The 14,087-nt window shown below is 64.6% G+C and carries 8 protein-coding genes; 1 reads left to right on the top strand and 7 read right to left on the bottom strand.

The features are described 5' to 3' along the window. Positions 1-14: 14 nt before the first annotated feature. Complete coding sequence (locus AC3WK8_RS07215) at positions 15-578, top strand: hypothetical protein (protein ID WP_103324232.1); 564 nt, start codon at positions 15-17, stop codon at positions 576-578. Between the two features lie 70 nt (positions 579-648). Here the strand turns inward: AC3WK8_RS07215 and AC3WK8_RS07210 are convergent, their stop codons facing one another. The 7 genes from AC3WK8_RS07210 to tpx form a co-directional block, all read right to left on the bottom strand. Next, entirely contained in the window at positions 649-1,395 is a 747-nt protein-coding gene (locus tag AC3WK8_RS07210) for an SDR family oxidoreductase (protein ID WP_022639007.1), read from the bottom strand. Positions 1,396-1,620: 225 nt separating this feature from the next. Next, complete coding sequence (locus AC3WK8_RS07205; protein ID WP_085597493.1) at positions 1,621-3,708, bottom strand: putative bifunctional diguanylate cyclase/phosphodiesterase; 2,088 nt, start codon at positions 3,706-3,708, stop codon at positions 1,621-1,623. Between the two features lie 313 nt (positions 3,709-4,021). Then, positions 4,022-5,515 carry an efflux transporter outer membrane subunit gene (locus tag AC3WK8_RS07200; RefSeq protein WP_103324233.1) on the bottom strand — a complete coding sequence of 498 codons (1,494 nt, stop codon included), beginning with the start codon at positions 5,513-5,515 and terminating at the stop codon, positions 4,022-4,024. After that, positions 5,512-8,619 (bottom strand): efflux RND transporter permease subunit, encoded by a 3,108-nt coding sequence (locus AC3WK8_RS07195; protein ID WP_103324234.1) that lies wholly within the window; start codon positions 8,617-8,619, stop codon positions 5,512-5,514. The genes AC3WK8_RS07200 and AC3WK8_RS07195 overlap by 4 nt, the downstream gene beginning before the upstream one ends. A 118-nt stretch (positions 8,620-8,737) precedes the next feature. Next, positions 8,738-11,830 (bottom strand): MdtB/MuxB family multidrug efflux RND transporter permease subunit, encoded by a 3,093-nt coding sequence (locus AC3WK8_RS07190; protein WP_103324235.1) that lies wholly within the window; start codon positions 11,828-11,830, stop codon positions 8,738-8,740. Continuing rightward, positions 11,827-13,155 (bottom strand): MdtA/MuxA family multidrug efflux RND transporter periplasmic adaptor subunit, encoded by a 1,329-nt coding sequence (locus AC3WK8_RS07185; RefSeq protein WP_103324236.1) that lies wholly within the window; start codon positions 13,153-13,155, stop codon positions 11,827-11,829. Before AC3WK8_RS07185 ends, AC3WK8_RS07190 begins: the two co-directional genes overlap by 4 nt. A 177-nt stretch (positions 13,156-13,332) precedes the next feature. Further along, complete coding sequence (gene tpx / locus AC3WK8_RS07180) at positions 13,333-13,833, bottom strand: thiol peroxidase (protein ID WP_085597488.1); 501 nt, start codon at positions 13,831-13,833, stop codon at positions 13,333-13,335. Positions 13,834-14,087: the final 254 nt, after the last annotated feature.

Below are 14,087 nucleotides of genomic sequence, written 5' to 3'. Positions count from 1 at the left end.
GCGACGTAACAGCCATGAAATCCTGGATCAAGACCCTGCTGGTCACCCTCCTCACCGCAGCCCTGTGCCTGCTGTTCGCCCGCGTCGTACTGCCCCCGATGCTGATGCTGACAATGCTGCCGAGCTGGGAAGGCGGCAGCTGGTACTGGGCCAACCTGCTGCTGGCCGGTTTCCTGGCCGGACTGCTGGTAGCGCCCCTGTTGCCGACCCGACGCTTTTATCCAGTGCCTTTGCTGTTGCTGCTATCGGCCTTGCTGGTGTTGCACAACTGGAGCGAGAGCCGCTGCAACGATGCCCAGTTGCAGGCCATCGAACAACTGGCGGCACGTGAAGCGAGCCATGCCAAGCTGGAGCTCTCGGATGAGCAACTGGCGCCATCGGAATCGGTACCGGTGACCAAGGTCCCGGGAGTCTGGGCAGATGAACAGGGCTATGGATTTGGCTACAACTGCATACGCCCTGGCGAAACCCTGAGTCGCCTGCTGCCGCTGTCGATGAGCTATGGCACCGGCCTGTTGGGGTTACTGCTGGCCTTGCTGATCATGCCCCGCCGCCGCACCGTCGACGCGTTGCCCTGAACCCTGGCATCCGCAGTCTGGTGCCAGGCTAAGGGGCTATTGGCCGACAAACCGGCTCATGGACCAGGAATCAGCGACCGCCGCCCAGGTCGACGAAGGTGCCGGTGGCATAGGAGGCCTTGTCCGACAGCAGCCAGATAATGGCCTCGGCCACCTCGTCCGGACGCCCGCCGCGGCCCATGGGGATGGCGCTCTCCAGCTTGCTGACACGGTCGGCATCGCCGCTGAGCGCATGGAAATCGGTATAGATATAGCCCGGGCGCACGGCGTTGACGCGGATGCCCTCGCCCGCCACTTCCTTGGCCAGGCCGATGGTGAAGGTGTCCAGCGCGCCCTTGGAAGCCGCGTAGTCGATGTACTCGCCAGGCGAACCCAGGCGCGCCGCCACCGATGACACGTTGACGATGCTGCCGCCCTGCCCGCCATGGCGCGGCGACATGCGCAGCACCGCGTGCTTGGCGCAGAGGATCGGCCCCATGACGTTGGTCTTCATGATCTTCTGGATGCGGAACTCGGACATTTCCTCCAGGCGCGACTTCTGCCCCACGGTGCCGGCATTGTTGACCAGCGCCGTAACCCGGCCCAGCTCGGCGTCGACCCGCTGGAACAGGCCGATGACTTCATCTTCGATACTGACATCGGCCCGTACGGCGATCGCCTGGGCGCCCAGGGCCCGGACCTGCTCCAGGACCTGCTGGGCCGACTGCTCGTCGGCCTGGTAGTTGATGCACACCTTGAAACCCTGCTGCGCGGCCAGCAACGCCGTGGCTGCGCCGATCCCCCGCCCGCCACCGGTGATGACGATGACTTTGTCCATGCTGCCAACTCCCTCACTGATCATTTCAACGCGAGCCATTAAACACCGCGCAGCCAGTGATGAAAACCGCAACTGGCCGCCCTTGGCGCGATCGGCCAGGCACAGGCTCTGTGCAGCCGCTGCCGCAGGCTGCGCACGCCTGCACGGCGGGCGCAGGACCAGGTAATGGGGCGAGCCTGGAGCATCGTGCGCCAGGGGTTGCGGCGGCGCAGCTGCCTGCAGGACTCAGGCTTCGCGTTCGAGTTTCTGCAGGTTCTGGCGCAAGCCCTGGAGGAATCGCTCGGGAGGCATAGGGTGGCCGAGGTAGTAGCCTTGCAGCGAATCGCACCCAAGCTCGGTGAGGAAGGTCCGCTGCACACCGGTCTCCACCCCTTCGGCGACGATCCGCAGGCCCAGGGCCTGGCCCAGGGCGACGATCGCCGAAACGATGGCGGCGTCATCGCTGTCGTGCTCCAGGTCACGGACGAAGCCACGGTCGATCTTCAGTTCGTTGGCCGGCAGGCGCTTGAGGTACATCAGGCTCGAATAGCCGGTGCCGAAATCGTCGATGGACAGGTCCACGCCCATGTCCGCCAATTGCTGCAGGACGATCATGCTGACATCGGCATCATGCATCGCCGTGGTCTCGGTGATCTCCAGGGTCAGGTTGTTGGCCGGCAGGTGGTAGCGCTGCAAGGCGCCGGACACGCTGTTGACCAGCCCCCCATGGCAAAACTGCATGGCCGACAGGTTCACCGCGATGCGCCAATCGGTATAACCCTCGGCGTACCACTGCTGCATCTGCCGGCAGGCTTCGTCCAGCACCCACTCACCGATGGAAATGATCAGGCCGGTCTTCTCCGCCAGCTCGATGAACTTGTCCGGCATCAGCAGCCCGTGCTGCGGATGCTCCCAGCGCAACAAGGCCTCGGCCCCTACCGGCCGGCCGTCGACGGCATCGAACTTGGGCTGGTAGTGCAGGCGGAACTGATGGTGTTCCAGGGCATTGCGCAGGTCCTGGAGCAACTGCAGCTGGCGCCGGGCATTGTTGTTCATCGAGGCATCGAAAAAGCTGTAGCCGTTCTTGCCGGTGCCCTTGGCGTGATACATCGCGGCATCGGCGTTCATCAAGAGTTCCTGGGCGCTCTGGCCATTGCCCGGATACACCGCGATGCCGATGCTGGCGGAGATCTGCAGCTCGTGCTCGGCCACCTTGAACGAACGCGATACCAAGCCCACCTGGCGCGACGCCAGGCGCAAGGCGTCGTCGGGCTCGGCAAGCTGCACCAGCAGCACGAACTCGTCGCCGCCGATCCGGGCCAGGGTATCTTCGCTGCGCAGATCCTCGCGCAGGCGCTGGGCCACCTCGCGCAGGAGCTGGTCGCCCATGTGGTGGCCGAAGGCGTCGTTGACCGGCTTGAAACCGTCCAGGTCGATGAACATCAGGGCAAAGCAGCCACCGTGGGCGGTGACCCGGTGCATGGCCTGGTCGATGCGGTCGGCCAGCAGGATGCGGTTCGGCAAGCCGGTCAGGGTGTCGTGCAGGGCCAGTTGGGTGAGTTCCTTGTTGGCCTCGGTCAGGGACTGCGCCAGCACGGCGGTGCGCGCCTCCAGGCGAGCATCGAGCACCGAGGTCAGCAAGGCGATGATCAACACCGCCAGGGTGGTGATCAGCACCAGGTTGTCCAGGCCCTTGCCACTCAGGCCGTCGGCCAGGGCACCGCAGAAGCTGCCCCCGGAAAATCGTGCGGCGGCCATGCCGGTGTAGTGCATGCCGACGATGGCGAAGCCCATGATGATCGCCGCGCCGGTGCGCACCAGGCGTACGTAGGGCGTGTTCTGGCGCAGGCGGAAGGCGATCCACAGCGCCGCCAGCGACGCGCCGAAGGCGATCAGCAGCGAAGCGCCGAACAGCTGCGGGTCGTAGTCGATACCCGGCTGCATGCGCAGGGCCGCCATGCCGGTGTAGTGCATGCCGCTGATTCCCGAGCCCATGATCAGCGCCCCGAACAGCAACTGCATCACTGGCAGGCGCGGCTGGCTCACCAGCCATAGGGCGAAGCCGCAAGACAGGAAGGAAATCAGCAACGACAGCGCGGTGAGGCCAATGTCGTAGCCCAGGTCGATGGGCAATGAAAAGGCCAGCATGCCGATGAAATGCATGGACCAGACGCCGATGCCCATGGCCAAAGCGCCGCCGCCCATCCACAGGTAGGCCGCGCGTCCCTGGGCGGTGGCTATGCGGCCGGTGAGATCCAGAGCGGTATAGGAAGCGAGGATCGCCACGAAAATGGAGATCAGGACCAGTGCGGGGGAGTAGCTACCGATGAGCATTAGGCGTCTCTTGGCCGTTGTGCCGACATCCCTGCGCGGCGGGCAAAACCGCAGATTGTACTGATTGCAGGAAATAACGCATCCATAAAGTTAGCAAAAGGCCATCAGTCTGACAGAGGGTCCACAAGCCCCTACAAAGCTCATGGACATGGCCTTGGCACATTCACAGGAGCGTCTTTCGACCGGCGCCGGACAATCTCGGTTGCTTCCTGCTTTATCGGCGTCGACAGCAAATACTGTAGCTGCTGACGACGATCGCGAAGGCTGTGTATCGCGCGGTCGTGGCGGGACTCCATGGCTGCCCCGCTCCCGGCTACTTCTGCTCGCTGACCTGCAACTGGCCATCCCAGCCGCCGCCCAGGGCCGCGATCAGTTGCACGCTGGCGATCAGGCGACTCTGCAACAGGCTCAGGACACTGCGCTCATTGCTCAGCGCGGTGGTCTGGCTGGTGACCACATCCAGATAGCCGATGAGCCCGGCCTTGTACTGGTTCTCGGTCAGGCGCAGGGCATCGCGGGCCGAGTCCAGGGCCTGCTGGCGCACGCCCGCCTCGTCCCCCAGGACCTTGAGCTGGGTCATGTAGTTCTCGACCTCGCGAAAGCCGTCGAGCACGGTCTGCCGGTACTTGGCCACGGTCTGGTCGTATACCGCGACCGTGCGGTCCACCTCCGCCGAGCGCTGGCCGCCATCGAACAGAGTCATCGCCAGTTTCGGCCCCACCGACCAGAAACGGTTCGGCAACGTGATCCAGTTGGAGTAGGTGCTGCTGCTATAGCCGCCGGCCATGCTCAGGGTCAGGTCCGGATAATAGGCGGCCTTGGCCACGCCGATATTGGCGTTGGCCGCCATCATCGCCCGCTCGGCCGAGGCGATGTCGGGGCGCCGCTCCAGCAATTGCGAAGGCACGCCCAGGGGGACCTGGGGCAGTAGCGGGACGTTCTGCACCTCGGCCAGCTTGAACTCGGCCGGCGGCACGCCGATCAGCACCGCAATGGCGTTCTCGAACTGAGCGCGCTGCCAGATCAGGTCGATCAGGTCGGCCTGGGTGCTCTTGAGCTGGGTCTGGGCCTGGGCCACCGCGTCCTTGCCGGCGACTCCGGCCTGGTACTGGTTCTGCGTCATGGTCAGGGACCGCTGATAGGCCACCACCGTATCTTGCAGCAGGCGCTTCTGCTCATCGATCACCCGCAGTTGCAGGTAGTTCTGCACCAGTTCGGACTGCTGGCTCAGGCGCATGGCCGCCAGGTCGGCGAAGCTCGCCTCGGCACTGCCCTCGTTGGCCTCCAGGCCACGGCGCAGCTTGCCCCAGATATCGGCCTCCCAACTCACCCCCAGCTGGGTGTTATAGGTGTCGCGGATACCGCTGCTGGAACTGCTCAGGGCCGAGCTACTGCTGCCGGTGCCCTGGCTGGCGCGGGTCTTGCCAGCACTCAGGTCGACACTGGGAAAGAACGCCCCGCGGGAACTGCGCACCAGGGCCTGGGCCTGGCGGTACTGGGCTTCGGCCTGGGCCACGCTCTGGTTGGCACTATTGAGCTGGGCCACCAGGCCATTGAGCTGGGTATCGCCATACAGCTCCCACCAGGCGCCACGGGCCAGGGCATCGCTGGGACTGGCCTGGCGCCAGCCCTCGGCGGCCTTGTATTGCGCAGGCTCGGCCACTTCGGGTCGCTGGTAGTCGGGACCGATGGCGCAGGCGCTGAGCAACAGCACGCACAGGCCCAGGCTCAGGGCCCGTGAGCCCCGGGCCATGGCCAGGCGCTGGGCGGACAACAGCGAAACGGGACGGGACGAGTGTTCGGTCATAGCGGCGTTTCCAGAGCGGCATCGGTACGGACCCCACGCCAGTGGTTGAACTTGTGGCGCAGGCGGTCGAGATAGAGGTAGACCACCGGGGTGGTGTAGAGGGTCAGGATCTGGCTGAAGACCAGGCCACCGATGATGGTCAGGCCCAGGGGCTGGCGCATCTCCGAGCCCTCGGCGGTGCCCAGCAGCAGCGGCAAGGCGCCGAGGATCGCCGCCAGGGTGGTCATCAGGATCGGCCGCAGGCGCTGCAGGCAGGCACTGCGGATCGACTGCAGCGGATCGAGCTTCTCATGCCGTTCCAGTTGCAGCGCCAGGTCGATCATCAGGATCGCGTTCTTCTTCACCACGCCGATCAGCAGGAACAGCCCCAGCAGCGAAATCAGGCTGAACTCGCTGCCCAGCACGTAGATCGAGAGCAAGGCGCCGACGCCGGCCGAGGGCAAGGTAGAAAGGATGGTCAGCGGGTGGATGTAGCTCTCGTAGAGCACCCCGAGCACCAGGTACACCGCCAGCAGCGCACCGAGGATCATGAACGGCTGGCTTTTCTGGGTGGCGGCGAAGGCGTCGGCGGTGCCGGCCATCTTGATGATCACGTCCTCGGGCATGCCCAGCTTGGCGATCGCCCGTTCGATGGCGGCGGTGCCCTGCTCCACGGTGATGCCTTCAGCCATGTCGAAGGAAATGCTCTCCGAGGCGAACTGGCCCTCGTGGCTGACCCGATCGTCTTCCAGGCTGCTCTCGTAATGGGCGATGGTCGACAACGGGATCCGAGCCCCGTCGGCGGTGATCACCTGCACCTGGTTCAGGGTGATCGGGTCCTGGGCGTACTTGGGATTGACCTCCATCACCACCTGGTACTGGTTGAGGCTGTCGTAGATGGTGGAGATCTGCCGCTGGCTGTAGGCGTTGTTGAGCACCGCGGTGACCATGTCCATGTCCACCCCCAGGCGCTTGGCCTGGTCACGGTCCACCACCAGGGTCACCTGTTGCGCACCGTGGCCGTCCCGGGCATCGATGGCGGTCAGCTCGGGCAAGGCCCGCAACGCCGCGACCACCTTCGGGTACCACTCGCGCAGTTCGCCCAGGTCGCCGCTCTGCAGGATGTAGGAATACTGCGAGGTGGTCTGTTCGCGGCCACCACCGAACTGCAGGTCCTGGTCGGCCATCAGCATCAGCTGGGCCCCGGGCACCTTGGGCATTTCCTTGCGCAGGCGCTCGATGACCTTCTGCGCCGAGATACTGCGTTCCTTGATGGGTTTCAGGCGCACCAGCATGAAGGCGTTGTTGGTGCCGTTGGAGCCACCGATGAAGCCGGCCACGCTCTCCACCGCCTCATCCTTGAGCACGGCGCGGCGGAAGATCTCCATCTTCGGCTGCATCACGCTGAAGGACAGGCCGTCGTCGCCACGGACGAAACCGATCAACTGGCCAGTGTCCTGCTGGGGCATGAAGGTCTTGGGCACCACTACATACAAGGCGACGTTGACGCCAATGGTCAGCAGCAGGCTGAGCAGGGTCAGGCGCCGATGCCGTAGCACCCAGTCCAGGCTGCTGGCGTACTTGCCGACCATCCAGTCGTTGCTGCGCCGGCTCCAGCGCTGCAGGGCATTCTCCTGTCCCGGCAGGTGGGGCTTGAGCCAGCGGGCGCAGAGCATGGGCGTCAGGGTCAGGGACACCACCAGCGAGACCACGATGGCCGCCGCCAGGGTGATGGAGAACTCGCGAAACAGGCTCTCGATGATCCCGCCCATGAACAGGATCGACAGGAACACCGCCACCAGCGAGACGTTCATCGACAACAGGGTGAAGCCCACCTCCTTGGCCCCCATGTAGGCAGCCTTCAGCGGCTTCACACCCTCGTCGATATGCCGGGAGATGTTCTCCAGGACCACGATGGCATCGTCCACCACCAATCCCGTGGCCAGGATCAGCGCCATCAGCGACAGGTTGTTCAGGGAAAAGCCGTATAGGTACATGACGGCGAAGGTGCCCACCAGCGATACCGGTACTGCCAGGGTCGGGATCACCGAGGCGCGCAAGTTGCCCAGGAACAGGAACACCACCAGGATCACCAGGACCACGGCGATCAGCAGGGTCATCTCCGCCTCATGCAGGGTGGCCTTGATCACCGGGGAGCGATCCATGGCCAGGTTGAGCTTGACGCTGGCCGGCAGCACCGCCTGCAACGCCGGCAACTGGGCCTTGATCTCGTTCACCGTCTCGATGATGTTGGCCCCGGCCTGGCGGTTGATCACCAGCAGCACGGCGGCGTCGTCGTTGAAGAAGCCGCTGTTGTAGCGATCCTCGACGCCATCGCTGACCTTGGCCACGTCCTTAAGGCGCAGGGCCGCGCCGTTGTTGTAGTGGATGATCAGCGGTTCGTAATCACGGGCCTTCTCCAGCTGGTCGTTGGCCTGGATCTGCCACAGCCGCTGGTCATCCTCCACCGAGCCCTTGGGCCGGCGCTGGTTGGCATTGGCGATGGCGTTGCGTACGTCGTCCAGGGCCACCCCGTACTGGTTGAGCAGTTGCGGCTCCAGTTCAATGCGCACCGCCGGCAGCGAGCTGCCACCGACCTGTACCTCGCCCACCCCCTGAACCTGGGACAGGCTCTGGGACAGGATCGTCGAGGCCAGGTCGTAGAGCTGGCCCTTCTCCAGCACGTCGGAGGTCAAGGACAGCACCATGATCGGCGCCTGGGACGGGTTGACCTTCTTGTAGGTGGGCATGCTGCGCATGCCGCTGGGCAACAGGTTGCGCGAGGCGTTGATCGCCGCCTGCACTTCCCGCGCCGCACCATCGATGTCGCGACCCAGGTCGAATTGCAGGATCACCCGGGTCGAACCCTGGCTGGAGCGGCTGCTCATGGTGTCGATCCCGGCGATGGCGCCGAAGGAACGCTCCAGGGGCGTGGCCACGGTGGAGGCCATGACCTCGGGGCTGGCCCCGGGCAGGCTGGCCTGGACCACGATCACCGGGAAATCCATCTGCGGCAACGGCGCCACCGGCAACAGGCCGAAGCTGACGCCACCCAGCAGCATGATCGCCAGTGACAGCAGCATGGTCGCCACCGGGCGTTTGATGAAGGGTCCGGAGAGGTTCATAGGCGGCAGCTCCAAGCTTCAAGCTGCAAGCTACAAGAGAAAAGCAGGACGCCCAGCAGCGGCTCTGGCTTTTGCTCCGGCTTGCCGCTTGCAGCTTGCAACTTGCCGCTCACGCCCCTCACACCACTTCTCCTACGGCGGGCTTGGCAAACCGGCGGCCCAAGCGGTCGAAGTACAGGTAGATAACGGGCGTCGTGAAGAGGGTCAGGACCTGGCTCACCAGCAGGCCACCCACCATCACCAGGCCCAGGGGCTGGCGCAGCTCGGCGCCGGAACCGGTGGCCAGCATCAGTGGCACGGCGCCGAACAGTGCCGCCAGGGTGGTCATGAGGATCGGCCGGAAACGCAGCAATGCCGCCTGGTAGATGGCCTGCTGCGGATCCATACCCTGGTGCCGTTCGGCATCGAGGGCGAAGTCGATCATCATGATCGCGTTCTTCTTGACGATACCGATCAGCAAGATGATGCCGATGATCGCGATCATGCCCAGGTCGTTGCCGCTGAGGATCAGCGCCAGCAAGGCCCCCACCGCTGCCGAAGGCAAGGTGGAAAGGATGGTGACCGGGTGGATGTAGCTCTCGTAGAGCACGCCGAGCACGATGTACATGGTCACCACCGCCGCCAGGATCAGCAGCAAGGTACTGGACAGCGAAGCCTGGAAGGCCTGCGCCGCGCCCTGGAAGCGGGTCTGCACCCCCACCGGCATGCCGATCTCCCGCTGTACCTGCTCGATGACCTTGATCGCCTCGCCCAGCGCCACCCCGGGCGCCAGGTTGAAGGACATCATCACCGCCGGAAACTGGCCGATATGGGCAATCGCCAGTTGAGCCTGGCGCTCCTCGACATGGGCCAGGCTGGACAGGCGCACCTGCCCGCCATCGGTGGTCTTGACGTGGATCTGGTCCAGGGCCTGAGGCCCGATGCGCTCCCCGGCCTGGGCCTGGAGCACCACCCGGTACTGGCTGGCCTGGGTATAGATGGTGGAAATCTGTCGCTGGCCGAAGGCGTCGTACAGGGCATCGGTGATGTTCGACACCGAGACTCCCAGCCGGGAGGCGGCGTCACGGTCGATCACCAGGTACACCTGCAAGCCCTTGTCCTGCAGGTCGCTGGCCACATCGATGAGCTCGGGACGCTGGGCCAGGGCCTCCACCAGGCGACCGCTCCACAGACTCAGCAGGTCGGCATCGGGCGACGACAGGCTGAACTGGTACTGGGTACGGCTGACCCGGTCTTCGATGGTCAGGTCTTGTACCGGCTGCATGAACAGGCGGATGCCCAGCAGCTTGTCCACTTGCGGCTGCAACCGCGCGATCACCTGGGCGGCGCTGAGATCGCGCTGGCTGTGGGGCTTGAGGTTGATCAGCAGGCGGCCGCTGTTGAGGGTGGCGTTGTCGCCGTCGACCCCGATGTAGGATGACAGGCTCTGTACCGCCGGATCTTGCAGGATGACCTTGGCCAAGTCCTGCTGGCGTTGGCTCATGGCGGCGAAGGACACCGATTGCGGCGCCTCGGAAATCCCCTGGATGACCCCGGTGTCCTGCACCGGGAAGAAGCCCTTGGGCACTATCAGGTAGAGAAATACCGTCAACGCCAGGGTGCCGATGGCCACCAGCAAGGTCAGGAACTGGTGCTTGAGCACCCATTGCAGCTGGCGCCCGTAGCCTGCGATCAGCCAGTCGATCCAGGCGCCGCTGGCGCGATAGAACCGCCCCTGCTCGTGCTCCTTGGGCTCGGGCTTGAGCAACCGCGCGCACATCATCGGGGTCAGGGTCAGGGACACCACCAGGGAAATCAGGATCGCCACCGCCAGGGTGATGGCGAACTCACGGAACAGCCGCCCGACCACATCGGCCATGAACAGCAGCGGGATCAACACCGCGATCAGGGACAAGGTCAGGGAGATCAGGGTGAAGCCGATCTGCTTGGCTCCCTTGAGCGCCGCCTGCAACGGGCTGTCGCCCTCCTCGATGAAGCGCGAGATGTTCTCCAGCATGACGATGGCGTCATCCACCACGAAGCCGGTGGCAATCGTCAACGCCATCAGGGTCAGGTTGTTCACCGAGAACCCGGCCAGGTACATCACGCCGAAGGTGCCGATCAGCGACAACGGCACGGCGATCGACGGGATCACGGTGGCGCTGGCCCGACGCAGGAACAGGAAGGTCACCATCACCACCAGGGCGATGGCGATGAACAGTTCGTGCTGCACATCGGTGACCGAGGCGCGGATGGTCTGGGTGCGATCGGTCAGCACGGTGACATCCAGGCCCGCCGGCAGGTTGTCGGTGATGCTCGGCAGCATGGCCTTGATCCGGTCCACCACCTCGATGACGTTGGCCCCGGGCTGGCGCTGGATGTTCAGCAGCACCGCCTGGTTCTCGTTGGCCCAGGCGGCCAGGCGCTCGTTCTCGGCGCCATCGACGATCTCGGCCACATCCTTGAGGCGCAAGGGCGCGCCGTTCTTGTAGGCCAGGATCAGCTCGGCATAGTCCTTGGGCGAGGTCAGCTGGTCGTTGGCGTCGAGCATCGACACCCGGGTCGGGCCGTCGAAGTTGCCCTTGGGCTGGTTGACGTTGGACGCGGCGATCAGCGTACGCACGTCCGAAAGGTTCAGGCCGTTGGCCGCCAGGGCCTCGGGATTGACCTTGATCCGCACGGCCTGGCGCTGGCCGCCGGCGATGCTGACCATGCCCACGCCGCTGATCTGGGCGATCTTCTGCGCCATGCGGGTGTCCACCAGGTCATTGAGCTTGGGCAGCAGCATGGTCTTGGAAGTGATGGCCAGGGTCAGCACCGGGGTGTCCGCCGGGTTGACCTTGTTGTACACCGGCGGTGCCGGCAGGTCCTTGGGCAGCAGGTTGGTGGCGGCGTTGATCGCGGCCTGCACCTGCTGTTCGGCCACATCCATATTGATATCGAGGCTGAAGCGCAGGGTCAGTACCGAAGCGCCACCGGAGCTGGTGGAGGCCATCTGGGTCAGGCCCGGCATCTGCCCGAACTGGCGTTCCAGGGGCGCGGTGACCGCGCTGGTCATCACATCCGGGCTGGCTCCGGGGTACAGGGTCATGACCCGGATGGTCGGGTAGTCCACCTGTGGCAAGGCCGAGACCGGCAGCAGGCGATAGGCGATCAGGCCGGCCAGGACAATGGCCAGCATGCTCAGGGTGGTGGCTACCGGACGGAGGATGAACAGCCGCGAGAAATTCATGCGCCGGCCTTTTGTGCCTTGCCATCGACCGGCTTGGCATTGGCCGGGGCACTGGCCGGGCCCGCAGGCTGGCCTTGCAGGTGTTCGGTCGGAGTGGTCGGCACATCGATGGCGTCATTGACCACTTCCACCTCGCTGCCATCCTTCAGGCGATCGGTCCCTTCCATCACCACCCGATCGCCCGCCTTGAGACCCTCGGTGATCACCGTCGAGTCGCCGTTGCTGGCGCCGACCTTGAGTTGCTGGATCTTGACCTTGTGGTCCCCATCCATGGCATAGACGAAAGTGCCGTTGGTACCGAACTGGATCGCCGCCGAAGGGGCCAGCACCACGTTCTTCTGGGTGTCGGCCAGCAGGCGCACGTTGACGAACTGGTTGGGGAACAGGCCCTGGTCGCGGTTATCGAAGCGCGCCTTGAACTTCAGGGTGCCGGTCGTAGTGTCGATCTGGTTGTCCAGGCTCTGCAGCACGCCGCTGGCCTGCAACTTGAGGTCGCCACGGTCCCAGGCCTCCACCGGCAGCCGAGCGCCGCCGTGATAACGGGCGAGTACGGTTTCCAGGCTGTTTTCCGGCAGGGTGAAGGCCACGCTGATGGGCTGGGTCTGGGTGATGATCACCAGCGCCGTGGTGTCATTGGCCGCCACCAGGTTGCCCACGTCCAGCTGGCGCAGGCCCAGGCGCCCGGCGATGGGCGCGCGGATATTGGTGAACTCGAGGTTGAGCCGGGCATCGTTGACCGCCGCCTGGTTGGTCTTGACCGTGCCCTGGTACTGGCCCACCAGCGCCACGGCGTTGTCCAGGGTCTGCTTGGCGACGCTGTCCTGGGCATACAGCCCGCGATAGCGCTCGAGGTCGATCTGGGCGTTCTTCAACTGCGCCTGATTCTGCAACAGGGTGCCCTCGGCCTGGAGCAAGGCGTTCTGGTAGGGCCGCGGATCGATCTGCGCCAACAGGTCGCCAGCCTTGACCATCTGCCCTTCCTCGAAGTTGACCTTGACCAGCTCTCCCGCCACCCGGCTGCGCACGTTGATGGTGTTCAGCGCGGTCACCGTACCCAGGGCCTTGTAGTACAGCGGGAAATCCCCCCGGGTCACCGGCAGCACCCGCACCGGGATCGGCCCACTGGCGCCACCGAAGCCGGGACGCACGCTACCGCTGCGGCCGGTATGCCCGCTGGCGGCCTTCTGCTGCGCCGCATCCTTGTGGGTGCTGCTGGCTGGCCAGAATTTCCAGCACAGGCCAGCGACCAGCAGCAGGACAAACAGGCCGAACAGCCAGCGGCGGGAGTTGCGGGTAGCAGAGGATTGCATGGAGTGATCAACCATTGGGCGCGTGGGAGAGTCTTTTGAGAAGGCTGAAAGATAAGCACTAGAGCGGTTTTAGCAAAGGGCCTTTACCGGCAATTTACCTTTGCCTGACGTTTTCAAAGTGTGTCGCTAACTTACTGAAGCACAAATAAAAACGGCCTGGGCAAGCCAGGCCGTGAATAATTGTAAAAGCCCTTACTTGAGCACGGCCAGGGCAGCGTCGTAGTTCGGCTCCTCGGCGATCTCCTTGACCAGCTCGCTGTGCAGTACCTGGTCGTTTTCATCCAGTACCACCACGGCACGGGCGGTCAGGCCGGCCAGCGGGCCGTCGGCGATGGCCACGCCGTAGTTCTCGATGAATTCGCGGCCACGCAGGGTCGACAGGTTCTGTACGTTTTCCAGGCCTTCGGCGCCGCAGAAGCGCGCCTGGGCGAACGGCAGGTCGGCGGAGATGCACAGCACCACGGTGTTGACCAGGTCATTGGCCTGGGCATTGAACTTGCGCACCGAGGTCGCGCAGGTCGGAGTGTCGACGCTTGGGAAGATGTTCAGCACCTTGCGCTTGCCGGCAAGGCTGGCCAGGGAGACATCGGCGAGGCCGGCGCCCACCAGGGAGAATGCAGGTGCCTTGGAGCCGACTTGCGGCAGTTGGCCGTTGACCTGGACCGGATTGCCTTTGAGGGTGACTTGAGCCATGAGCGGAGTCCTTTGCGGGAGTGATGGAAAATCGTCGAGAGGCCGAAGTTAAGCATGAAACGGCGCAAGCACCTATGCCCGCTGGATAAATTGTCCAACAAGCCCCGCGGCCGTTAGCGGCGGCCAACGCACGGTTCTCACTCTATCCAGGGACTTCGCAGCTCCATGGACAAGCCATGACGGCATCGCCGCTACCCGCAACAGAAGGAGCTGGAAACGGACGCTCCCGAAAAAACCTCATCCAGAGTCGAGAA

Source organism: Pseudomonas sp. FW507-12TSA (assembly GCF_058781435.1).
This window is presented reverse-complemented; position numbering and strand designations above follow the sequence as displayed.